Here is a 21,255-nt window from a genome sequence, read left to right as displayed (position 1 = left end):
ACGACGAAGGAACCACACGCACTATGGCCACGCTAGAGATCCGCGACCTCCACGTCTCCGTCGGCGACGGCTCCGACGGGGCGAAGGAGATCCTGCGCGGGGTCGACCTGACCGTGCAGGCCGGCGAGACCCACGCGCTCATGGGGCCGAACGGCTCCGGCAAGTCCACCCTGGCCTACGCGGTCGCCGGTCACCCCAAGTACGAGGTGACGTCCGGGACCGTGACGCTGGACGGCGAGGACGTCCTCGCGATGTCCGTCGACGAGCGCGCCCGCGCCGGGCTGTTCCTGGCGATGCAGTACCCGGTCGAGGTGCCGGGCGTGTCCGTCTCCAACTTCCTGCGCTCGGCCGTGACCGCCGTGCGCGGCGAGGCCCCGAAGCTCCGCGAGTTCTCCAAGGAGATGAAGACGGCGATGGACAACCTGTCCATCGACCCGTCGTTCGCGCAGCGCAGCCTGAACGAGGGCTTCTCCGGCGGCGAGAAGAAGCGGCACGAGATCCTGCAGCTGGAGATGCTCAAGCCGAAGGTCGCCATCCTCGACGAGACCGACTCCGGCCTCGACGTCGACGCCCTCAAGGTCGTCTCCGAGGGCGTGAACCGGTTCGCCTCCGGTGAGACGGGCGTCCTGCTCATCACCCACTACACCCGCATCCTGCGGTACGTGAAGCCCGACTTCGTGCACGTGTTCGCCGCCGGCCGCGTCGTCGCCGAGGGCGGCCCGGAACTGGCCGACGAGCTGGAGGAGCAGGGCTACGAGAAGTACGCGAAGGCGGGCGCGTCCCTATGACGGCGAGCGAGGCGGGCCGGGCGGCCGCGGCCCCGCCCGGGGCGGGCCTGCTCCCCGAGGAGCTGAAGAAGGACTTCCCGCTGCTGGGCCGCACGGTCCGCGGCGGGCGTCCGCTCGTGTACCTCGACTCGGGGGCGACGTCGCAGAAGCCCCTCCGGGTGCTGGACGCCGAGCGGGAGTTCTACGAGCGGCACAACGCGGCCCCGCACCGCGGCGCGCACCTGCTCGCCGAGGAGGCGACGGAGGCCTACGAGAACGCCCGCGCCTCCATCGCCCGGTTCATCGGCGCGACGCCCGGCGAGATCGTGTTCACCAAGAACGCCACCGAGGGCATCAACCTCGTCGCGTACGCGATGAGCAACGCCGCGACCGCGGGCCCGGAGGCCGAGCGGTTCGCGGTCGGCCCCGGCGACGAGATCGTGGTGTCGGAGATGGAGCACCACGCCAACCTCGTCCCGTGGCAGCAGCTCTGCCTGCGCACCGGGGCGACGCTGCGCTGGTTCGGCATCACCGACGAGGGCCGCCTCGACCTGGAGGGGCTCGACGAGCTGGTCAACGAGCGCACCAAGATCGTCGCGCTGACGCACCAGTCGAACGTGCTCGGCACCGTCCCGCCGGTCCAGCTGATCGCCGAGCGGGCGCACGCGGTCGGCGCGCTCGTCCTGCTGGACGCCGCGCAGTCCGTCCCGCACCAGCCGGTCGACGTGACCGGGCTCGGCGCCGACTTCCTGGCGTTCTCCGGGCACAAGATGCTCGGCCCGACCGGCATCGGCGTCCTGTGGGGCCGCGGCGAGCTGCTGGAGGCCATGCCGCCGTTCATCACCGGCGGTTCCATGATCGAGGTCGTCCACATGGAGGAGACCACGTTCATGCCGCCCCCGCAGCGGTTCGAGGCGGGCGTCCCGATGACCGCGCAGGCGATCGGGCTCGGCGTCGCGTGCGACTACCTCGCCGAGATCGGCATGGACCGCGTCCACGCCCACGAGGAGGCCCTCGTCGGCTACTCCCTGGAGCGGCTCGGCGAGATCCCCGGCGTCCGCGTCATCGGCCCCGGCACCACCGAGGCGCGGGGCGGCGCGGTGTCGTTCACCGTCGAGGACATCCACCCGCACGACGTCGGCCAGGTCCTGGACGACCTGGGCGTCGAGGTCCGCGTCGGCCACCACTGCGCGTGGCCGATCTGCCGGCGCTTCGGCATCCCGGCGACCACCCGCGCGACGTTCTACCTCTACAACACCCTCGCCGACGTGGACGCGCTCGCCGACGGGGTACGGCACGCGCAGAAGTTCTTCGGAACACACTGACGCGCGGGCCGGTTGTAGCGAAAAAGGCTTGGAAGGGACGACATGCAGCTGGAGGCGATGTACCAGGAGGTCATCCTGGACCACTACCGCAACCCCCACCACAGGGGGCTGCGGGAGCCGTTCGAGGGCGAGGCGCACCACGTCAACCCGACCTGCGGTGACGAGGTGACGCTGCGCGTCCACCTCGACGGCGACGGCCAGGACGCCACGGTCGCCGACGTGTCCTACGACGCCATGGGCTGCTCGATCAGCCAGGCCAGCGCCTCGGTGATGTCCGACCTGATCATCGGAAAGTCCGTGAAGGAGGCGATGGCGGTCGGCGAGGAGTTCCTGGCCCTGATGCAGTCCCGCGGCCGGGACGTCGAGCCGGACGAGGACGTCCTGGAGGACGCCATCGCCTTCGCGGGGGTCTCCAAGTACCCCGCCAGGATCAAATGCGCCCTGCTCGCCTGGATGGCGTGGAAGGACGCGACCGCACGCGCACTCGGAGAGGCATCATGACCGACACGCCCGGTACCACGGTCCAGGAGGAAGAGGTCCTGGAGGCGCTCAAGGACGTCGTCGACCCCGAGCTCGGCATCAACGTCGTCGACCTCGGCCTGATCTACGGGATCAACCTGGACGACGAGGTCGCCACCATCGACATGACGCTCACCAGCGCCGCCTGCCCGCTCACCGACGTGATCGAGGACCAGGCCCACAGCGCCCTGGAGGGCATCGTCAAGGACGTCAAGATCAACTGGGTCTGGCTCCCCCCGTGGGGGCCCGACAAGATCACCGACGACGGCCGCGACCAGCTCCGCGCCCTCGGCTTCAACGTCTGACCCGCACCGCTCGCACCGCTCGCACCGGCCGCGCCCCCGCCCGCGGGGCGCGGCCGGCGCGCGTTCCCGCATCGCGGCGCGCGCCGCGATGCGACGCTCTTGACGGCTGTGCGATCGCCCGTGCGGAGGGAGCCAGGATGGCCGCACCCCCGGAGTCCCCGGACCCGTCCTGCCGCGCGCTGCCGCCCGACCCGGCGGCCGCGCTCCCCGGCAGACCCGTGGGCGGGTCACGCCGGGCGGGTGCCGCGCCTGCGCCGGCGCCGCTCGGCCGCGCGGACGCGCTGACGGGGGGTGCGGCGGCGTGATGGACGCGTTCCCCGGGAGCGATCCCGGGCTGGTGGCGCGGCGGGCGGCCTCGTTCGGGGCGCGGGCGGCGGCGATCGTCACTCTCGCGGCGCGCGGTCTGCGCGCTCCTTCGGTTTCGCCGGCCAGAGGGTGTGGCTGACCGGCCAGATGGCCCAGATCGCCAGGACGACGCCCAGGCGGCCGAGCCAGGCGGTGAGGGCCCCGGTGCGGGCGGGGTCGTCCACCAGGACGATCATCGCGAGGAGGATGCCGCAGGCGATGGCGGTCGCCAGGGCCGCCTTGCCGAACTCGCGCCACTCGTAGCGGGTGCGGGCGGCGCCGTACGCGGGCCTGCCGCGGGGCGGCGGGCCGCCGGCGAAGCGGTGCGCGAAGCGCTCGTCGGCCCAGCGGACCACGCTGTGCCCGAACGCGACGGAGTAGCCGAGGTAGGCGGCGGCCAGGCCGTGGCCGGTGCCGGCGGTCGCCCCGCCGCGCAGGTCGATCGCGGTGGCGGCCAGCAGGACCAGGTCGACCAGCGGGACGCAGATCAGCAGCGCCGCGCCGGTGCGGCGCAGCCGCAGCGGGTAGCGGGCGGCGAGGCCGGCGGCGAGGACGATCCAGAAGCCGATCTCGCAGCCGGCGATGACGGCGATGAGCACGGGTTCCATCGTGCCCCCGGCGGGGCGGCGGATCGTCGTCCGCGGCGACGTTCTCCGGGTCGTCCGAAGGATGTACGCGGGGTCCTCACCCGGGCGGACGAGGCACGGCCGCGGGGATGCTGAGATGTATCCGTGCATCCGATCCGACGGGCGACCACGCGCCAGGACGCGCTGATCACGGTGGCCGCGCTCGCCGGCGGGCTGCTGATGCTGGCGGCGCACGGCTACTCGGCCTGGTCGCCGGACTGGGACCCGTCGCGCTGGGTGCGCCTCGTCCCGCTGCTCGGGCTGTGCTCGGCGATGCTGCTGCGGCGGACGGCGCCGCTGACCGGGCTGGCGCTCGCGACGCCGTTCAACTTCGCCGACGTGGCGCTCGGGCCGAGCATCGCCACCGCGATGATCTACGGGGACGCGCTGTACGCGGCGTGCCTGTACGGGCGGCGGCGGACCGCGGAGTGGCTGCTCGGGGCGACGGTCTTCGCGTCGCTCGCGGTGGCGGCGGGCGTCGGGATCGCGCTGCGCGGCGTCGCGGTCGGCGTGGTGGTGGGCGCGGTCGCCGGACTGGTCTGGGTGGCGCCGGTGCTGACCGCGATGGCCGTCCGCGAGCACCGGTTCCGGGCGGAGGCGGAGCGGCGGCGGGCCGAGGCCGAGCGGCGCCGCGCCGAGGCCGAGCGCGAGCGGGCCGAGCAGGTGGCGCGGCTGGCGGAGCTGGACCGGCGCGCCGCGGTGACCGCCGAGCGGGCCCGGATGGCCCGCGAGCTGCACGACGTGATCGCCAACCATCTGAGCGCGGTGGCGCTGCACTCCTCGGCGGTGCTGCGGGTGCCCGACCTGGACCGGGACGAGATCGAGCGGTCCATGCGCGTCATCCGGGAGAACAGCGTGCAGGGGCTCGCCGAGATGCGCCGGATGATCGGGCTGCTGCGCGACGGCGGCGACGCCGACCCGGCCGCCCGGCCGCGGCTCGCCGAGCTGGACCGGCTCGTCCGGCACACCGCGCGGTCGGACCTGTCGGCCTCCCTGGAGGTCGCGGGGGAGCCGGTGGAGCTGCCCGCGGCGGTGGAGCTGGCCGCGTACCGGATCGTCCAGGAGTCGCTGACGAACGCGCTCAAGCACGCCGGGCCGGGCCGCGCCGAGGTCCGCGTCCGGTACGGCCGGCGGCTGGTGATCGACGTGCTCAGCCCGCTCGGCCGGGACGGCTCCCGGCTCCCCGGCAGCGGCAGCGGGCTGGTCGGGATGCGCGAGCGCGCGGTGATGCTGGACGGGGAGTTCGACGCGGGGCCGGACGGCGGCCGGTGGCGGGTGCACGCCGAGCTGCCCGTGGAGCTGGAGAGGACGCCATGATCGAGGTGCTGGTCGCCGACGACCAGGCGGCGGTGCGGGCCGGCCTGGTGCTGATCCTGCGCGGCGCGCCGGATGTGCGGGTCGTCGGCGAGGCCGCGGACGGGCTGCGCGCGGTGGAGCTGGCCCGGGAGCTGCGCCCCGACGTGGTGCTCATGGACGTCCGCATGCCCCGCCTGGACGGCATCGGCGCCACCCGGGAGATCGCCCGGTTCACCGACGTGCTGGTGCTGACGACGTTCGACATGGACGAGTACGTGTTCGGGGCGCTCCGCGCGGGCGCCGCCGGCTTCCTGCTGAAGGACGTGGACGCCGACGGGCTCGTGGAGGCCGTCCGGACGGTCGCGGCGGGCGAGGGCATCATCGCCCCGCGGGTGACCCGGCGGCTGATCGCTGCGTTCGCGTCCCGCCCGGCGGCGCCGGCGGAGGCGCCCGGCCTGGACGAGCTGACGCCCCGGGAGCGCGAGGTGTTCGCGTGCCTGGGCGAGGGCCTGTCGAACGGGCAGATCGCGGCCCGCCTCGACATGGCCGAGACGACCACCAAGACGCACGTCAGCCGCATCCTCGGCAAGCTCGGGCTGGCCGGCCGCGTGCAGGCGGCCATCCTCGCCCAGGAAATGGCCGCCACCGGACTTTCCGGGCGTGATCCATCCGAGGGCCCGCCGGGGCCGCGCTGATCGCGCTGCGGTGCTCTCAGCGCGGCGCTCCCGGTGCGGCGGTCAGAGACTGCGGGCGCCGGCCAGGGCGGCGATCAGGTACGTGACGCCGGCCAGGGCCGCCAGCCACGCGTAGGCGGTGATGTCGGCGCCGCGCAGCGCCTGCACGACGAGGGCGCCGACGACCGCGACGGTCAGCACGTCGCCGGTCGTCGCGGCGGCGCGCAGGTGCGCGCGGGCCCGGGTGCCGGACCCGAACCCGTCGCTGATCGGCAGCGCCGGCTCGTTGCGCCGGTAGCCCAGGTACAGGGCGTACCCGGTGAGCGCGGCCAGCGCGATGAGGGCCGTCCCGGACCGACCTTCGGCGGCCAGCACGGCCCCGACCACCACACCGGCGCCCAGGACGAGCCCTGGCACGGCCCACCGGCTGAGACTGCGGCGTTCGGGAGCGATCCACATGATGCTCATCCTTCCCGATGTGCGCGCGAGCGGGACCGGCAACGCGCCGGGCTGTATCTTCTCGCTTCGTGGCGCAATTTCGATTGAACGGCTCGAAGATGCTCGCCGTCGACCTCGCCGGCGAGACCATCAGGGCGCTGAACGGCTCCATGGTCGCCTACGAGGGCCAGATGTCGTTCAAGCGGCAGGGCATGACGGGCGGCGAGGGGCTGCGGGGCGCCCTCAAACGGCGCATCGCGGGCGAGGGCATGACCCTCATGGAGGTCACCGGGCAGGGCACGGTGTACCTGGCGAGCGAGGCGACGGAGGTCACGCTCGTCCAGCTCACCGGCGACACCCTGTTCGTGGAGTCGGAGAGCCTGCTGGCCCTCGACGGGAACCTGCAGACGGGCGTCCAGTTCGTGGGGCTGCGGGGCATGGGCACCGGGCAGGGCCTCGCCACCACGAAGGTGGACGGGCACGGGACGGTCGCGGTGCTGTCCGACGGCCCGGCCATCGCGCTGGAGGTGACGCCGCAGACGCCGCTGTGCGTCGACCCGCACGCCTACGTCTGCCATCACGGGCAGCTCCAGCAGGACGTGGTCACCGACGTCAACTGGCGGACGGTGATCGGCCAGGGATCGGGGGAGAGCGTGCAGTTCCGGTACCAGGGGCACGGGCTGGTGTACGTCCAGCCGGCCGAGCGCGGCGGGATTCTGGAGATCTGATGCCCGGATACCAGTCGATCAACTCCAAGATGCTCCAGGTGCCGATCGGGCCGGGGCGGGAGGTCTACAGCAAGCGCGGCGCGATGCTCGCCTACACCGGGGCCGTGTCGTTCGCCCCGACCGCGACGGCCGGGCAGGGCATCGGCGGCACGATCGGGCGCGCGGTCGCCGGCGAGCGCAGCGCGATGATGCACGTGACCGGGCAGGGCACCGTCATGTTCGGGCACCGCGGGCTGGAGGTCACCGTCGTCGACCTGAACGGCGCCGACACCCTGTACGCCGAGGCCGACCGGCTGCTGGTGCACGACGCGACCCTCCAGGTCGGGACGATGTTCATGGGCGAGCAGGGCGGTGTGCGCGGCATCGTCCGCGGCGCGGTCACCGGGCAGGGCCTGTTCACCACGACGCTCACCGGGCAGGGCTCCTGCGCGCTGCTGTCGCACGGGGGCGTGATGGAGATGCCGATCACCCCGCAGCGCCCCGTCCACGTCGACCCGCAGGCCTACGTGGCCCACCGCGGCCAGGTGCAGAACAGGCTGACCACGGCGGTCGGGCTGCGCGACATGATCGGGCGCGGCTCCGGCGAGGGGTTCCAGCTGGAGCTGAGCGGCTCCGGTGTCGTCTACGTCCAGGCCAGCGAGAGGAAGATCTGACCCGTGAGCACGTTCGGCACGCAGACCTGGAACCCGTACACGCTCCCGTCCAACGACAACGTCAACTCCTACGCCTTCAGCGTCGACCTCAACGGGCAGTGGTTCGCGCAGAAGGGCAAGATGATCGCCTACTACGGGCAGATCAGGTTCGAGGCGCTGTCGGCGGGGCCCCTGGACTCCCTCGTCGCGCACACGTTCAACTCTCCGCTGTACGCGCAGGACTGGATCGTCGCGCAGGGGCAGGGCAAGCTCCTCCTCGCCGACCGGGGCTACGACGTCAACTCCTACGACCTGGAGGACGGCAACCTCACCGTCCGCGCCGGGAACCTGCTGGCGTTCGAGCCGGGCCTGGAGCTCAAGCAGTCGATCATCCCGGGGTTCCTGACGCTGATCGGCACGGGGCGGTTCGTGGCGGCCTCCAACGGGCCCGTCCACTTCGTCGAGCCGCCGATCCGGGTCGACCCGCAGGCGCTGCTCGGCTGGGCCGACTGCCCGTCGCCCTGCCACCACTACGACCACTCCTACATGCGCGGGGCGTTCGGCGCGGCGCGCATGGTGTTCGGGATCGGCGGCCAGTCCGGCGAGGAGCACCAGTTCGACTTCACCGGCCAGGGCACCGTGCTGATGCAGTCGTCGGAGACCGTGATGAACGAGGACGTCCTGCTGCGCGACCTCGAAGGGCAGATCGGCCTGGTCGGCACGTCCGGCCTGCAGCGGCTGCACCGGACGATCGGGCAGCGGCTCGCCGCCGAGCGGCAGGGCTGACCCCGCGACCCGGGCCGGGGCGCGCCTCCGGGGGCCCGGCGGCGCGCCGGGCCCCCGGAGCGCCGTCACGACGAGGGCTGGGGCGCCGGCCTCATCACGCGGAACGGCACCCCGAACGGGTCGCGGACGGTGGCGATGCGCCCGTACGGGGTGTCCACCGGCTCCTCGTCCACGGTGCCGCCTCCGGCGCGGACCTTGCGGGCCGCCTCGTCGGGGTCGTCGACCGCGAAGTAGGTGAGCCATGAGGCGACCGGGTCCCCGCCGCCGCCGAGGACGAGGCCCTCGCCGCCGAGGATGCCGCCGATGTAGCGGCCGTCGCCCGCCCGGCGCAGCACGGTGTAGTCCAGCCCGCCCGGGATCTGCTCCAGCTCGTAGCCGAACACCGCGGTGTAGAAGTCGCGGGCCGGCCCGGCGTCGGGCGCGAAGAGCTCGTTCCAGGTGAACGACCCCGGCTCGTCGACGATCCGGGAGCCGGGGTGGGCCTGCCCCTGCCACAGGCCGAACTGGCCTCCGACCGGGTCCTTCAGGATCGCCAGGCGGCCCTGGTCCATCACGTCCATGGCGGGGACGACGACCTCCCCGCCGGCGTCGGCGGCGCGCTTGATCAGCCCGTCGCAGTCGCCGGTGGCGAAGTAGACGGTCCACCAGTAGCGGGCGGGCCGGTCGTCGGGGTTCGGCGCCATCCCGGCGACGGGCTCGCCGCGCAGCGTGCACATGTTGTAGTGGCCCCCTTCGGGGCCGGTGTCCTGGAACTGCCAGCCCAGGAGCGTCCCGTAGAACGTCTTGGCCCGCTCCAGGTCGGGGACGCCGATGTCGAGCCAGTTCGGCGTCCCGTCCGGCGCGTTGCCCGTGACCTGGGTCATCCGACTCACACTCCTTCGTGCCGGGACCACCGGTCCCGGATGCCGATCCGCCGCACGCCGCCACCCTCATCCTGGCCCCCGGAGGGCCGTTCACACATCGCCGCCGCACGGGATCGGCATGGCCGGGACCGGCCCGCGCCCTCCGGCCCCGTCCCGCAGGGCCCTCCCGCCGCCCTGGGACGGCGGAGCGCCGCCCGGCCTCACGTACACTGGGCGGATGGTTCAGCTCCCGAACTGACAGTGCGCCCGGCGCGCCAGCGGCCTGCGAGGCCGCGCGGCGCGCCGTTTCGTGCGCCTGTCCACCGAGCCGTCCGTCAGGGGAGCCCTGTCACTGTGATCATCGCGAAAGACATCGAGCTGCGCGCCGGGTCCCGGCTGCTGATCGAGGCCGCCACGTTCCGGGTGAACCCCGGCGACCGGGTCGGCTTCGTGGGGCGCAACGGCGCCGGCAAGACGACCCTCACCAAGGTGCTGGCCGGGGAGGCGCTGCCCGCGCAGGGCGCCGTGACGTCCTCCGGCACGATCGGCTACCTGCCGCAGGACCCGCGCGGCGTCGACCTGGACGAGCTGGCCCGCGACCGGATCCTGTCGGCCCGCGGGCTGGACGAGGTGATCCGCGAGCTGCGCGCCGCCGAGGACGCCATGGCGGCCGCGACCGGCGCCGAGCGCGACAGGGCCGTCCGCCGGTACGGGCGGCTGGAGGAGCGGCTGCACGTGCTCGGCGGCTACTCGGCGGAGGCAGAGGCGGCGTCGATCGCCTCCAGCCTCGGCCTGCCGGACCGGGTGATGACCCAGCCCCTCGGGACGCTGTCGGGCGGGCAGCGGCGCCGGGTGGAGCTGGCCCGCATCCTGTTCTCCGGCGCCGACACCCTGCTGCTGGACGAGCCGACCAACCACCTGGACGCCGACTCGATCGTCTGGCTCCGCGACTTCCTGAAGGGCCACCAGGGCGGCCTCGTGGTGATCAGCCACGACGTGGAGCTGCTGGACGCGGTCGTCAACCGGGTGTTCCACCTGGACGCGAACCGCTGCGTGATCGACATCTACAACGTCGGCTGGAAGAAGTACCTCGACCAGCGGGAGACGGACGAGCGGCGCCGCAAGCGCGAGTCGGCCAACGCGCAGCGGCAGGCGTCGGCGCTGCTGTCGCAGGCCGACAAGATGCGCGCGAAGGCGACCAAGGCGAAGGCGGCCCAGCAGATGGATCGGCGCGCCCGGCGGCTGCTCGCGGGCGTGGAGGGCGAGCGGCAGGCCGACAAGGTCGCCAAGATCCGCTTCCCGGACCCGGCCCCGTGCGGCAGAACCCCCCTCACCGCGGAGGGTTTGTCGAAATCGTACGGATCTTTGGAGATTTTCACCGACGTGGACCTGGCCGTCGACCGGGGCAGCCGCGTCGTCGTGCTCGGCCTGAACGGCGCGGGCAAGACCACGCTGCTGCGCCTGCTCGCGGGCATCGACGAGCCCGACACCGGCAGGGTCGTGGCCGGGCACGGCCTGCGGATCGGCTACTACGCCCAGGAGCACGAGACGCTGGACGTCGACCGGTCCGTCCTGGAGAACATGCAGTCGGCGGCGCCCGGCATGGCGCCGGTCGAGGTCCGCAAGATCCTCGGCTCGTTCCTGTTCTCCGGCGACGACGTCGACAAGCCCGCGGGCGTCCTGTCCGGCGGCGAGAAGACCCGGCTGGCGCTGGCGATGCTCGTGGTGTCCAGCGCGAACGTTCTGCTCCTGGACGAGCCCACCAACAACCTCGACCCGGCGAGCCGCGAGGAGATCCTCGGCGCCCTGCGGACGTTCGCCGGGGCCATCGTCCTGGTGACCCACGACGAGGGGGCGGTCGAGGCGCTCGCGCCGGAAAGAGTGATTTTGCTGCCCGATGGTGTGGAAGACATCTGGAGTGACGAGTTTGCCGATCTGGTGGCGCTCGCGTGACCTGCGAGGTGACTTCCGCAGATCTTTTCTGGCCGAGTGGGTAGCCGAACAGCCGGGAATGACTGATCATGGCGGGGGATAACGCAGCGGTCACCACATCACTACGGGAGGTACTCGTGGCCGAGACCCTTAAGAAGGGCACCCGCGTGACCGGTGCCGAGCGCGACAAGCTGGCGGCGGACCTGAAGAAGAGGTACGACTCCGGCGAGAGCATCCGCGCCCTGGCAGCCGCCACCGGCCGCTCGTACGGTTTCATCCACCGGATTCTGACCGAGTCCGGCGTCAACCTGCGCGGTCGCGGTGGCGCGACCCGGGGCAAGAAGTCCTGACCGGACCCCTGCCCCCGGATGAGCGCACCGCCTGATCCGGCGCCGCGGCCGACCGAGTAGGGTTCGGTCGCGGCGGCGGACCGGGCGAGCGGGTCCCGCCCCGTGGACGGCGGGGCGGGCCCGCCATGCTCCCGCCGCACCGGCGCGGGCACGCTCATCGAGAGGAATACCAGTGGGGGACGCGACGACGGGACGGCCGGAAGCGGTCAGCGAGGGCACCGGTCCGGGCGGGGCGGAGCCGCCGGGCGGGGCGGAGCTGGCGAAGGCCGGGCTGCGGCTGGAGGTGGACGGCGCCCTCGCGACCGTCACCCTGAACCGGCCCGAGCGGCGCAACGCCATGACGTTCGACACCTGGCGCGGCCTCGCCGCGATCGGCCGCTCCCTCCCCGCGGGCGTGCGCGTCGTCGTCCTGCGCGGCGAGGGCCCGTGCTTCTCGGCGGGCATCGACCTCGGCATGTTCTCCGGAGACGGCGAGGGCTTCGCCGACGGCTCGGACGCCGAGGCCACCGACCGCTTCATCGCGGAACTGCAGGAGGGCTACACCTGGCTGCGGCGCCCCGAGATCGTCACGGTCGCGGCCGTGCACGGGCACGCGATCGGCGGCGGCTTCCAGCTCGCGCTGGCCTGCGACATCCGGGTGGCCGCCGACGACGCCAAGTTCTGCATGAAGGAGCCGGCGCTCGGGCTCGTCCCCGACCTGACCGGCACCAAGCCGCTGGTGGAGATCGTCGGCATCGGGCGCGCGCTGGAGCTGTGCCTGACGGCGCGGACCGTGCCCGCCGACGAGGCGGCCCGGCTCGGCATCGCCGAGATCGTCGTCCCGCGCGACGGCCTGGACGGCGCCGTCCGCGACCTGGTGGCGTCGCTGCTGGCGGTGAACCCGGGCGCGGCCGTGGCGACCAAGCGGCTGCTGTGGGAGGCCGCCGAGAACACCCTTGAGGAGCAGTGCGCCGCCGAGCGCCGCGAGCAGATCGGCCGCCTCCGCGAGATGTTCGGCAGGTGACCGGAGAAGGGGCGGGCCGCCGGCCCGCCCCTTCCCGCGCCTCGGCGGCGCGCTACTTCAGCGCGCCGCGGCCGCCGCGCGCCAGCGGCAGCAGCACCCGGCTGACGCCGGGCCGGACGGCGACCTCGGTCCCGGCCGGGTAGCGCAGCGTGTAGTCGTAGTCGGTCGACAGCAGGATCACGCCGAGCCGGTGGCCGGCCTTCACGGTGTAGTCGGCGGGTTCGAGCCGCCACCGGAACGTGTAGGTCTTCCCGGCCTCGATCGGCTCCGTCCGGCTGAAGCCGTGCCGGTTCCGGGCGTCCAGCCACCCCCGCGTGATGATCTTGAAGGGGGCGGTCTCGGTCCGCAGCGCCTGCCGGGTCGTGCAGCCGGAGTCGCCGGGCGCGCTCTGGCCGTAGCAGACCCGCTCGCCGGTGTCGACGCGGGCGCCCGTGGGGCGGGCGTCGGTGCCGTAGTCGACGAGCAGCGCGGTCAGGTACGGCGACCGGCCGTCGAGCGAGGCCCGCAGCGAGACCGACGGGACGCCGTCGATCCGGACGGGGGACGGCAGCGGCCCGGTCAGGTAGGCGAGCCGGTTCGGGTCGGCCGCGTCCTCGCCGGCGAGCAGCTGCTCGGCGGTCCGGGTCCTGCCCTCGTCCGTGAACGACTGCGCGTCACCGGGGCGGGGGCGGAGGCCGAGGGCGCCCGGCTGACCGGACGGCCCGGCGTTCAGGCTCAGCGGGACGGTGCGGGTGCCCGGGACGGGCCAGTCGCGCGCCGTCTCCCACGTCCCGTCCGCGCGCTGCACGTCGACCCGCGGCTCGTGCTCGATCCCGTTGCGGATGCCGTAGAGGTACCGGTCGAACCAGTGCAGCGTCTGCCGCAGCCACTCCTCGACCCGCCACCGGAACGGCGTCGAGTGGTCGCCCTGGTGCAGCCACAGCTTCCGCGGCACGCCCGCCTTCTTCAGGGCGTTCCACCACTGCACCGAGTTCTTGATCTTGACGTTCCAGTCGTTGAGCCCGTGCACGACCATGACGGCGGCGCGCACCTTCCGCGCCTGCCCGACGTAGTCGCGCTCGGCCCACACCTTGGAGTAGTCGCCGGTCTCGCGGTCCTGGGCCGCCTCGATCCCATCGATGATCTCGGTGCAGACCTCCGGGTTCCGCCGCGTCAGCACCGCCCTGGCCAGGACGTCGAGGTCCTCGCCCTGGAAGCCGCCGGGCGCGACGACGCCGCCGCCCGCGCGGTAGTAGTCGTACCAGCTGGAGATCCCGGCGATCGGGACGATCGCCTTCAGGCCCTCGACGCCGGTCGCGGCGGCCATGTTCGGCAGCGTCCCGTCGTAGGACTGGCCGATCATGCCGACGTTCCCGGTCGACCAGGCCGCCTTCACCGGGGTGCCGTCCGGCGCCCAGCCGCGGGCGCGGCCGTTCAGCCAGTCCACCGCCGCCTTGGCGCCCGCCTGCTCGCTGCGGTCCCCGGACGTGGGGCAGCCGGTCGAGCCGCCCGTCCCGATGCTGTCGAGGTCGGCGACGGCGTACCCGCGCGGCAGGAAGTAGTTGTCGTAGTAGCCGGGGAAGATCTCGGCGAGGTTCCGCTGCGTGCTCGTCAGCGCGTGCCGCGCCGCGTCGCCGATGTCGACGGGGTGGTTGGGGACGTCGTTGATGCCGGCCCAGTAGGGGCTGGGCTCCAGGATCGTCGGGACCTTGAGGCCGGCCGTCTCGGTCTCCTTGGGGCGCATGATCCGCATCTGCACGCGGTCGCGGACCCCGTCGCGGTCGCTGTCGGCCGCCGTCTCGATGTTCACGGTCTGGGTGACGGCGTCGGCGCGGGAGAACACCGGCTGCGTCTCGCCGTTCCTGACGGTGACCTCGTGGACCGGTGCGGCGGCCCCGGTGGGGGCGTTCGCCGACGCTGGGAGCGCGGCCGCGGCGAGCAGCGCGGCGGTGAGGGTGATCACGCCGGCGCCGCCGCCGGGGAGGCGTCGTCTCATTTGTGGGCTCCTGGGGGGTGTGAGCCTGGGAACGCCGATCACACTTACACCGGCGCCGGGGGTTGTCCAGGGCCGCGCACGGGCGCGATCCGGCGCCGCGGACGGCACGATCCCGCGCCGCGGACGGCGCGATTACGCCGTGAGCGGAGCGGGGAAGCCCCGTGGGCGGGGCGGCGTTGTGCGGGCCGGATACTGAGATGCTTACTTGATTACCTCGATGGCGACGGCGTCGGGGCGTGGACGCAGCGGAGGCAGATGTGGGAATGCCAGGCAACGGCTGGCAGGTGATGGCCTCGTTCCGCAGGGACAGCTCCGTCACCCAGCAGAAGCTCAAGCCCGGCACGGTCCGGCGCATCGCCGGGTACGCCCGCCCGTACGTCCGCGAGCTGGTGATCTTCCTGGTGCTGAACGCGCTGGCCGCGGTGATCGTCGTCGCCAACCCGCTGCTGCTGAAGTCGATCATCGACAGCGGCATCGTGCCGGGCCGGCAGGACGTCGTGCTCTGGCTCGCCGCCGCCGTCGCGGGGCTGGCGTTCGTCGAGGCGGTGCTCGGCCTCGCGCAGCGCTGGTTCTCGGCGCGCATCGGCGAGGGGCTCATCTACGACCTGCGCAGCCAGGTCTTCGCGCACGTCCAGCGGCAGCCCGTCGCGTTCTTCATGCGGGCGCAGACGGGCTCGCTCGTCAGCCGCCTCAACAACGACGTGATCGGCGCGCAGCGCGCCCTCACCACCACGCTGTCGTCGGTGGTGTCCAACGTCATCAGCCTGGCCCTGGTGCTGGCCACGATGCTGTTCCTGTCGTGGCAGGTCACGCTGATCGCGCTGCTGTTGCTCCCGATCTTCATCCTGCCGGCGAAGTGGGTCGGCAAGCGCCTGCAGCGGGTCAGCCGCGAGCAGATGGTGCTGGACGCCGAGCTGGGCTCGCTGATGACCGAGCGGTTCAACGTCGCCGGCGCGATGCTCGCCAAGCTGTACGGGCGGCCCGCCGAGGAGGAGCGGAACTTCTCCGGCCGCGCCGCCCGCGTCCGCGACATCGGCGTCGTCTCCGCCATGTACGGGCGGGTCTTCTTCACCGCGCTGACGCTGGTCGCGGCGCTCGCCACCGCCATGGTGTACGGCGTCGGCGGCTACCTCGTCGTGGACGACACCCTCCAGCTCGGCACGCTCGTCGCGCTCGCCACCCTGCTGACCCGGATGTACGGGCCGCTGACCGCGCTGTCGAACGTGCACGTGGACGTCATGACCGCGCTCGTCAGCTTCGACCGGGTCTTCGAGGTGCTCGACCTCAAGCCGCTGATCCGCGACCGCGAGGACGCCCGCCCGCTGGGGGAGGCGCGCGCCGGGGCCCCGGACCTCGCGAAGCCGGCCGCCCCCGCCGGGGCGCCGGTGCGGGCGCCGTCGATCGAGTTCGACCACGTCCGGTTCGCCTACCCGTCCGCGGACGAGGTGTCGCTGGCGTCGCTGGAGTCGATCGCCCGCACCGACACCGCACCCGGCCGGGAGGTCCTGCACGACGTCGACTTCCGCGCCGAGCCCGGGCAGCTCGTCGCGCTCGTCGGGCCGTCCGGCGCGGGCAAGTCGACGATCACGCACCTGGTGTCGCGGCTGTACGACGTGTCCGGCGGCGCCGTGCGCGTCGGGGGCGTCGACGTCCGCGACGTGACGCTGGAGTCGCTGCGCGCCGAGATCGGCGTGGTCAGCCAGGACGCGCACCTGTTCCACGACTCGATCCGGGAGAACATGCGCTACGCCCGCCCGGACGCCACCGACGAGGAGATCCTCGCGGCCCTGGAGGCCGCGCACATCGGCGGTCTCATCGCCGGGATGCCGGACGGCCTGGACACCGTCGTCGGCGACCGCGGCTACCGGCTGTCGGGCGGCGAGAAGCAGCGCCTCGCGATCGCGCGGCTGCTGCTGAAGGCGCCGTCGGTGGTGGTGCTGGACGAGGCGACCGCGCACCTGGACTCCGAGTCCGAGGCGGCCGTGCAGCGGGCACTGCGCACCGCCCTCGCGGGCCGGACGTCGCTGGTGATCGCGCACCGGCTGTCCACGATCCGGGAGGCCGACCAGATCCTGGTGGTCGAGGACGGCCGGGTCGCAGAGCGCGGCCGGCACGAGGACCTGCTGCTGGCGGGCGGCCTGTACGCCGAGCTGTACCGCACCCAGTTCTCCCACCAGCGGGACGGGGAGCGGCAGACCGAGCCGCTGGGCGCCGAGTAGCCGGTCAGGCGTCCTGGCCGGTCCGGTAGCCGAGCCGCCGCAGCTCGGTCCCGGCGACCTTCTCGACCTGGGCGGCCTGCCGCGGGGTGAGCCGGTCGCGCCACGACCCGACCCCGCCGTCGTTCGCGTCGCCCGCCCTGACCAGGCCGGAGAACGCCGTCTTCGGGATCCGCGCGTCCAGGTACTCCGACAGCCCGGCGGCGACGGCCCGCGGCCGCGCCACCAGCTCCTCGTAGCGGACGGTGAGCAGCTGCTCCTCGGGGATCTGCCGGCGGAGCCGCGCGCTGAGCCGCACCGAGCCGCGCCAGCGCAGCGCGCACTTCACCGCGGCCGCCGCGCGCGGCCAGCGGTTCCGGTCGGTGTGGTCCTCGACGCCGAGGAAGGGGTTGGGGAACACCGTGTCCAGGTTGGCCAGGCCCGGCTTGAACCAGGCGAGGCAGCGCTCGTCGTCCAGCATGTCGGCGACCGCGTCCCGCCCGTCCCGGATCACCTGGACGAGCTGGGCGTCGGGGAAGGCGTCCAGCAGCACGTCGGCGCTGTAGATCAGGTCGGGGGAGGCGTCGGCGAACCGTTCGAGGCCCTGCGGGTCCGCGCACGGCTCCGCGAGGTCGGCCTCGGGCGCCGGGCGTCCGGGCGGGGCGGGCGGGCGCGGCGGCAGCCCGGCCGGCTCGCGGCACTCGTCCGGGCACTGCGCGCAGCCCCGGGCCGAGATCTGCCACGCCTCGGCGAAGGCGTCCCGCAGCACCCGCGCCGCGCCCTTGCCGCGCTCGGTCGCGATGGAGGGCTGCCGCGCGAACGCGTAGGTGACGCGCAGCACGCCGGGGCGCCCGATGGTCAGGTGGAAGCCGGGGGACCGCTTGACCGCGCGCGCCAGCTGCTCCGCACCCGAGTGCGGAGCCCCCAGGATGAACACCGGGCGGCGGACCTTGGTGCCGTTGACCACCAGGATGTGCGGCGTCGACCTCATACGCGGCACAGTTTGTCACCTTTTGAGGGCTGGTCGGTCCGTGACTCCCCGTAAGGGCCCGCCCGATACCCATCCGTTAACCGCGGCGCGCGGCGGCCGCGGGCCCACCCCGCGGCGGCGCCTACCATGTGAGGGTGGACGCTCCCCTGACGCTCGCCGAGCTCCTGCCCAAGGTCGAGGCGATCACCGTGCTGACCGGCGCCGGGATCTCCACCGACAGCGGGATCCCCGACTTCCGCGGCCCGCAGGGCGTCTGGACCAAGGACCCGTCGGCGGAGGCGATGTCCACGATCGGCGCCTACCTCGCCGACCCCGAGGTGCGGCGGCGCGCCTGGCGGTCCCGCCGCGACCACCCCCTGTGGAACGCCGAGCCGAACGCCGCGCACGCCGCGCTCGTCGAGCTGGAGCGGGCCGGCCGGCTGCGCGCCCTGATCACCCAGAACATCGACGGGCTGCACCAGCGCGCCGGGTCGTCCGACGCCAAGGTCATCGAGATCCACGGCACCATGCGAGAGGCGGTCTGCCTGTCCTGCGGCCTGCGCACCCCGATGCCGGAGGTCCTCGCCCGCGTCGACGCCGGCGAGGACGACCCGCCCTGCGCCGAGTGCGGCGGCGTGCAGAAGTCCGCGACGATCTCCTTCGGGCAGGCCCTCGACCCGGACGTCCTCGACGCGGCGGTCGCCGCCGCCCGCTCCTGCGACCTGTTCCTGGCCGTCGGCACCTCGCTGACCGTGCAGCCCGCCGCGGGGCTGTGCCTGGAGGCGGTCGACCACGGCGCCCGGCTGGTGATCATCAACGCGGAGGAGACGCCGTACGATGGGCTGGCCGACGCGGTGCTCAGGCGGCCGATCGGCGAGACGCTGCCGCGCCTCGCCGGCCTCGCGCTCGGCACGGCGAGATGATCTGTTGGCGGGTCGTGACCAGTCGCCTCTTCCACTGGCGACCGGATCCTGACAAGCTCTATCCGTCGCGGTGCGAGGAGGGATCGGGTTGATGAGCGGGGGCGCCCGCGCGGAGACGGCCGAGGGGCCGCCTGCCGCGCCCGCCGTCGGCGTGCCCGGCGGCCGCGGCCGTGCCCGCGAGACCCGCAGGTACGGGCGGTTGCGGCCGGGTGACCGGGTCGCGGTGATCGCGCCGAGCGGTCCGGCGGAGCCCGCCCGGCTGGAGGCCGGCTGCGCCGCGCTGCGCGGTCTCGGCCTTGACGCGGTGGTCGGCAAGCACGCCTTCGACCGTGTCAACCTCGGGGCTCCCGGGCCCGTCCGCGACGACTGGCACCGGCTGGCCGGCAGCGACGCCGACCGGGCCGCCGACCTGCAGGACGCCTGGTGCGACCCGCGCGTCCGCGCGGTGGTCTGCGCCCGGGGCGGCTACGGCGCGACCCGCGTCCTCGACCACCTCGACTGGGACGCGCTGGCCGCCGCGGCCGACGTCGCCGAGCCGAAGATCCTGCACGGGTCGAGCGACATCACCGCGCTGCACGCCGCTTTTGGAACGCGCCTGGGAGTCACGACGTCCTTCGGCCCGATGCCCGCCGGCGCCCTCGCCGAGCCCGAGCCGGACGGCGCCACGCTCGCCGCCCTGCGCGCCGCGCTCTTCGGCGGCCCCGTCGTCCTCCCCGGCACGCGCGCCCTGCGGCCGGGGCGCGCGGAGGGCCCGGTCACCGGCGGCACCCTCTCGCTCCTCACGGCGCTGCTCGGCACCCCCTACGCCCCGCCGCCCGCGGAGGGCCGCATCGTGTTCCTGGAGGACGTCACCGAGGCGCCCTACCGGGTCGACCGGATGCTCGTCCAGCTCCTCCAGGCCGGCTGGTTCGACGGCGCGGCCGGCGTGGCGCTCGGCTCCTGGCGCGACTGCGGCGACCCCGCCGAGCTGGAGTCGGTGTTCGCCGCCCGGCTCGGCCCGCTCGGCGTCCCCGTCCTCGCGGGCGTCCCCGCCGGGCACGGCCCGCGCCAGCTCACCCTCGAACTCGGCGCACCCGCCGTGCTCACCGTCTCCCCGCGAGATCCGCACCCCGCCGTGCCGGAACCCGGCGCGCTCACCCTCGAAGCGCCCCCGGGAGGTGCGCGATGAGCGGCCGCCATGCCCGTCCCGAACCCTGGGACGACGGGACCCTCGATTCGCTGCTCGTACTGGTCGCCGAGAGCCTCGGCTACCGCTGCACCCGCGCGCCCGGCGAGGTGATGCTGCTGGAGGGCGCGAACCGGCTGCACGTCAGCCTGCGCGACCTGCGGCAGCTCGCCCGGCTGGTGCCGCGCGACGACTGGCCGGCGCTGGTGTCCGACCACGTCACCACCATCGTCACCGCGATCGAGGAGCCGCTCGACCTCAGCGACTTCGACCTCGCCCAGCACCTGCTGCGCACCCGCATCTACCCGGCGGAGGCCGACAACGGCATGCTCGCCGCCCGGCCGTTCGCGCCGGGCCTGATCGAGGCCGTCGTCGTCGACACCCCCACCACCGTGCGGACAGTCACGACCGAGGAGATGAACGGCTGGCCGGTCTCCGGCGACGCGCTGTTCATGCTCGGCCGCGCAAACGTCCGCGCCGACGGGCCCCTGCAGATGGACGAGCAGGACCTCGGCGGCGTCCGCGTGTCGGTCCTGCACGGCTGGACGTTCTACGCCGTCACGCACCTGGCCTGGCTGGAGGAGTACCTCCCGATCGGCCCGTACGGGGCGCTGGTCATCGCGCCGAACCGCAGCCTCATCGTCGCCCACCCGCTCCGCATCGCCGAAGGGCACCCGAGGGCGCGCTACCGCGCGGCCGTGGCGGCGGCGACCGAGCTGCAGGCGCAGGCGCACCGCGCCTACGAGGAGGGCCCCGGCTCCCTCAGCCCGCACCTGTACTGGTGGCGCGCCGGCGAGCTGACCCTCCTGGAGACCCGCTACGAGGGCGACACGATGGTGCTGCCGGAGGAGTTCGCCTCCGTCCTCGCGACCCTGGCCGCCGAGCACTGACCATGCCGCGGGCCATGCGGGTGGTCGTCGCGCCCGACTCGTTCAAGGGCAGCCTGTCGGCCGTCGAGGTCTGCGCCGCGGTGGAGGCGGGGGTGCGCCGGGGGGCGCCGCACGCGGAGGTGGCCGCCGTGCCGATGGCGGACGGCGGCGAGGGCACCCTCGACTGCTTCCTGCGCGCCCGCGGCGGCGCCGCGGTCGAGGTCGCCGCAACCGACCCGCTGGGGCGCCCGGTCAAGGCCCGCTACGCGCTGTCCGGCGACGGCCGGTCCGCGGTGGTGGAGCTGGCCGCCGCGTCCGGGCTGCCGCTGGTCGAGGACGTCCCGCCGGACCCGATGAACGCCGCCACCACCGGCACCGGCGAGCTGATCGCCGACGCGGTGCGGCGCGGGGCGCGCGACGTGCTGGTGTGCGTCGGCGGCAGCGCCAGCACCGACGGCGGCGCGGGCCTGCTGCGGGCCCTCGGCGTCCGCTTCCTGGACGCCGCGGGGGAGGAGCTGCCGCCGGGCGGGGGGGGGGGCGCCCCCCCGCCCCCCCCGGACCCCGCCCCCCCGGCGGCCGGCGGCGGCCCC

General features: G+C 74.0%; 22 protein-coding genes. 17 read left to right on the top strand and 5 right to left on the bottom strand.

Annotated elements, in window-relative coordinates:
• The first annotated feature begins 23 nt into the window (after positions 1-23).
• Genes sufC through ABTW95_RS29405 form a run of 4 tightly spaced genes read left to right on the top strand, consistent with a single transcriptional unit; the run spans position 24 to position 2,916 of the window.
• Positions 24-788: a Fe-S cluster assembly ATPase SufC gene (gene sufC, locus ABTW95_RS29420; protein WP_396448676.1), complete on the top strand. Its 765-nt coding sequence runs from the start codon at positions 24-26 to the stop codon at positions 786-788.
• Positions 785-2,092: a cysteine desulfurase gene (locus tag ABTW95_RS29415; RefSeq protein ID WP_396448677.1), complete on the top strand. Its 1,308-nt coding sequence runs from the start codon at positions 785-787 to the stop codon at positions 2,090-2,092. Before sufC ends, ABTW95_RS29415 begins: the two co-directional genes overlap by 4 nt.
• A gap of 42 nt (positions 2,093-2,134) precedes the next feature.
• Positions 2,135-2,593: a Fe-S cluster assembly sulfur transfer protein SufU gene (gene sufU / locus ABTW95_RS29410; RefSeq protein WP_396448679.1), complete on the top strand. Its 459-nt coding sequence runs from the start codon at positions 2,135-2,137 to the stop codon at positions 2,591-2,593.
• Positions 2,590-2,916 (top strand): metal-sulfur cluster assembly factor, encoded by a 327-nt coding sequence (locus ABTW95_RS29405; protein ID WP_396448680.1) that lies wholly within the window; start codon positions 2,590-2,592, stop codon positions 2,914-2,916. The genes sufU and ABTW95_RS29405 overlap by 4 nt, the downstream gene beginning before the upstream one ends.
• A gap of 383 nt (positions 2,917-3,299) precedes the next feature.
• Here ABTW95_RS29405 and ABTW95_RS29400 read toward each other — a convergent pair whose 3' ends face one another.
• Positions 3,300-3,869 (bottom strand): hypothetical protein, encoded by a 570-nt coding sequence (locus tag ABTW95_RS29400; protein WP_396448681.1) that lies wholly within the window; start codon positions 3,867-3,869, stop codon positions 3,300-3,302.
• 123 nt (positions 3,870-3,992) lie between these two features.
• On the opposite strand from ABTW95_RS29400, the gene ABTW95_RS29395 reads away from it, so the two are divergent.
• Both ABTW95_RS29395 and ABTW95_RS29390 read left to right on the top strand, forming a co-directional pair.
• Positions 3,993-5,204, top strand: coding sequence for a sensor histidine kinase (locus ABTW95_RS29395; RefSeq protein ID WP_396448682.1), 1,212 nt, complete (start codon positions 3,993-3,995; stop codon positions 5,202-5,204).
• Complete coding sequence (locus ABTW95_RS29390) at positions 5,201-5,878, top strand: response regulator (protein WP_396448683.1); 678 nt, start codon at positions 5,201-5,203, stop codon at positions 5,876-5,878. Before ABTW95_RS29395 ends, ABTW95_RS29390 begins: the two co-directional genes overlap by 4 nt.
• A 42-nt stretch (positions 5,879-5,920) precedes the next feature.
• Here the strand turns inward: ABTW95_RS29390 and ABTW95_RS29385 are convergent, their stop codons facing one another.
• Positions 5,921-6,316 carry an ABC transporter permease gene (locus tag ABTW95_RS29385; RefSeq protein WP_396448684.1) on the bottom strand — a complete coding sequence of 132 codons (396 nt, stop codon included), beginning with the start codon at positions 6,314-6,316 and terminating at the stop codon, positions 5,921-5,923.
• Positions 6,317-6,384: 68 nt separating this feature from the next.
• Between ABTW95_RS29385 and ABTW95_RS29380 the strand changes: the two genes are divergently transcribed.
• From ABTW95_RS29380 to ABTW95_RS29370, 3 genes are read left to right on the top strand one after another with little or no spacing between them, the layout of a single operon-like run.
• Positions 6,385-7,023 (top strand): AIM24 family protein, encoded by a 639-nt coding sequence (locus ABTW95_RS29380; protein ID WP_396448685.1) that lies wholly within the window; start codon positions 6,385-6,387, stop codon positions 7,021-7,023.
• A complete protein-coding gene (locus ABTW95_RS29375) occupies positions 7,023-7,676 on the top strand; it encodes an AIM24 family protein (RefSeq protein WP_396448686.1) in 654 nt (217 codons plus the stop codon). The genes ABTW95_RS29380 and ABTW95_RS29375 overlap by 1 nt, the downstream gene beginning before the upstream one ends.
• 3 nt (positions 7,677-7,679) lie before the next feature.
• Positions 7,680-8,441: an AIM24 family protein gene (locus ABTW95_RS29370; protein WP_396448688.1), complete on the top strand. Its 762-nt coding sequence runs from the start codon at positions 7,680-7,682 to the stop codon at positions 8,439-8,441.
• 65 nt (positions 8,442-8,506) lie between these two features.
• Here the strand turns inward: ABTW95_RS29370 and ABTW95_RS29365 are convergent, their stop codons facing one another.
• The gene (locus ABTW95_RS29365) at positions 8,507-9,304 is read right to left on the bottom strand and encodes a VOC family protein (protein WP_396448690.1); all 798 of its coding nucleotides are present in this window, start codon (positions 9,302-9,304) and stop codon (positions 8,507-8,509) included.
• A gap of 333 nt (positions 9,305-9,637) precedes the next feature.
• Between ABTW95_RS29365 and abc-f the strand changes: the two genes are divergently transcribed.
• The 3 genes from abc-f to ABTW95_RS29350 all read left to right on the top strand — a co-directional run bounded on the left by abc-f (position 9,638) and on the right by ABTW95_RS29350 (position 12,568).
• Positions 9,638-11,236, top strand: coding sequence for a ribosomal protection-like ABC-F family protein (abc-f, locus tag ABTW95_RS29360; RefSeq protein ID WP_396448691.1), 1,599 nt, complete (start codon positions 9,638-9,640; stop codon positions 11,234-11,236).
• A gap of 116 nt (positions 11,237-11,352) precedes the next feature.
• Positions 11,353-11,565 (top strand): helix-turn-helix domain-containing protein, encoded by a 213-nt coding sequence (locus ABTW95_RS29355; protein WP_021596738.1) that lies wholly within the window; start codon positions 11,353-11,355, stop codon positions 11,563-11,565.
• A gap of 172 nt (positions 11,566-11,737) precedes the next feature.
• Entirely contained in the window at positions 11,738-12,568 is an 831-nt protein-coding gene (locus ABTW95_RS29350; protein WP_500227966.1) for an enoyl-CoA hydratase/isomerase family protein, read from the top strand.
• 52 nt (positions 12,569-12,620) lie between these two features.
• On the opposite strand, the gene ABTW95_RS29345 is transcribed toward ABTW95_RS29350, so the two are convergent.
• The gene (locus ABTW95_RS29345) at positions 12,621-14,543 is read right to left on the bottom strand and encodes a Xaa-Pro dipeptidyl-peptidase (protein WP_396448693.1); all 1,923 of its coding nucleotides are present in this window, start codon (positions 14,541-14,543) and stop codon (positions 12,621-12,623) included.
• A gap of 263 nt (positions 14,544-14,806) precedes the next feature.
• Here ABTW95_RS29345 and ABTW95_RS29340 point away from each other — a divergent pair, with 263 nt between their 5' ends.
• Positions 14,807-16,762 carry an ABC transporter ATP-binding protein gene (locus ABTW95_RS29340; protein ID WP_396448724.1) on the top strand — a complete coding sequence of 652 codons (1,956 nt, stop codon included), beginning with the start codon at positions 14,807-14,809 and terminating at the stop codon, positions 16,760-16,762.
• A gap of 4 nt (positions 16,763-16,766) precedes the next feature.
• On the opposite strand, the gene ABTW95_RS29335 is transcribed toward ABTW95_RS29340, so the two are convergent.
• The gene (locus ABTW95_RS29335; RefSeq protein WP_396448694.1) at positions 16,767-17,729 is read right to left on the bottom strand and encodes a sulfotransferase family protein; all 963 of its coding nucleotides are present in this window, start codon (positions 17,727-17,729) and stop codon (positions 16,767-16,769) included.
• Positions 17,730-17,863: 134 nt separating this feature from the next.
• Here ABTW95_RS29335 and ABTW95_RS29330 point away from each other — a divergent pair, with 134 nt between their 5' ends.
• The 4 genes from ABTW95_RS29330 to ABTW95_RS29315 all read left to right on the top strand — a co-directional run.
• On the top strand, positions 17,864-18,631 hold the full coding sequence (locus tag ABTW95_RS29330; RefSeq protein ID WP_500227965.1) for an SIR2 family NAD-dependent protein deacylase: 768 nt from the start codon (positions 17,864-17,866) through the stop codon (positions 18,629-18,631).
• A 91-nt stretch (positions 18,632-18,722) separates the two neighbouring features.
• Positions 18,723-19,799 (top strand): S66 peptidase family protein, encoded by a 1,077-nt coding sequence (locus ABTW95_RS29325; RefSeq protein WP_396448696.1) that lies wholly within the window; start codon positions 18,723-18,725, stop codon positions 19,797-19,799.
• Positions 19,796-20,686 (top strand): hypothetical protein, encoded by an 891-nt coding sequence (locus tag ABTW95_RS29320; protein WP_396448697.1) that lies wholly within the window; start codon positions 19,796-19,798, stop codon positions 20,684-20,686. The genes ABTW95_RS29325 and ABTW95_RS29320 overlap by 4 nt, the downstream gene beginning before the upstream one ends.
• A gap of 14 nt (positions 20,687-20,700) precedes the next feature.
• Positions 20,701-21,255, top strand: a 555-nt coding sequence (locus ABTW95_RS29315; RefSeq protein WP_500227964.1) for a glycerate kinase, incomplete at its 3' end; no start/stop codon positions are given.

It is taken from the genome of Spirillospora sp. NPDC127506, assembly GCF_040302145.1.
Lineage (GTDB): Bacteria > Actinomycetota > Actinomycetes > Streptosporangiales > Streptosporangiaceae > Spirillospora.
The sequence above is the reverse complement of the archived record's forward strand: the minus strand, read 5'-3'. Positions and strand labels throughout refer to the sequence as shown.

What these genes read in the sequence shown, in the direction of transcription:
- ABTW95_RS29400 (WP_396448681.1), bottom strand. Translation starts at nt 3,869, where the DNA reads ATGGAACCCGTGCTCATCGCCGTCATCGCCGGCTGCGAGATCGGCTTC.
- ABTW95_RS29340 (WP_396448724.1), top strand. Translation starts at nt 14,807, where the DNA reads ATGCCAGGCAACGGCTGGCAGGTGATGGCCTCGTTCCGCAGGGACAGC.
- ABTW95_RS29390 (WP_396448683.1), top strand. Translation starts at nt 5,201, where the DNA reads ATGATCGAGGTGCTGGTCGCCGACGACCAGGCGGCGGTGCGGGCCGGC.
- ABTW95_RS29415 (WP_396448677.1), top strand. Translation starts at nt 785, where the DNA reads ATGACGGCGAGCGAGGCGGGCCGGGCGGCCGCGGCCCCGCCCGGGGCG.
- ABTW95_RS29320 (WP_396448697.1), top strand. Translation starts at nt 19,796, where the DNA reads ATGAGCGGCCGCCATGCCCGTCCCGAACCCTGGGACGACGGGACCCTC.
- ABTW95_RS29345 (WP_396448693.1), bottom strand. Translation starts at nt 14,543, where the DNA reads ATGAGACGACGCCTCCCCGGCGGCGGCGCCGGCGTGATCACCCTCACC.
- sufU (WP_396448679.1), top strand. Translation starts at nt 2,135, where the DNA reads ATGCAGCTGGAGGCGATGTACCAGGAGGTCATCCTGGACCACTACCGC.
- ABTW95_RS29365 (WP_396448690.1), bottom strand. Translation starts at nt 9,304, where the DNA reads ATGACCCAGGTCACGGGCAACGCGCCGGACGGGACGCCGAACTGGCTC.
- ABTW95_RS29405 (WP_396448680.1), top strand. Translation starts at nt 2,590, where the DNA reads ATGACCGACACGCCCGGTACCACGGTCCAGGAGGAAGAGGTCCTGGAG.
- sufC (WP_396448676.1), top strand. Translation starts at nt 24, where the DNA reads ATGGCCACGCTAGAGATCCGCGACCTCCACGTCTCCGTCGGCGACGGC.
- ABTW95_RS29335 (WP_396448694.1), bottom strand. Translation starts at nt 17,729, where the DNA reads ATGAGGTCGACGCCGCACATCCTGGTGGTCAACGGCACCAAGGTCCGC.
- ABTW95_RS29325 (WP_396448696.1), top strand. Translation starts at nt 18,723, where the DNA reads ATGAGCGGGGGCGCCCGCGCGGAGACGGCCGAGGGGCCGCCTGCCGCG.
- ABTW95_RS29375 (WP_396448686.1), top strand. Translation starts at nt 7,023, where the DNA reads ATGCCCGGATACCAGTCGATCAACTCCAAGATGCTCCAGGTGCCGATC.
- ABTW95_RS29385 (WP_396448684.1), bottom strand. Translation starts at nt 6,316, where the DNA reads ATGTGGATCGCTCCCGAACGCCGCAGTCTCAGCCGGTGGGCCGTGCCA.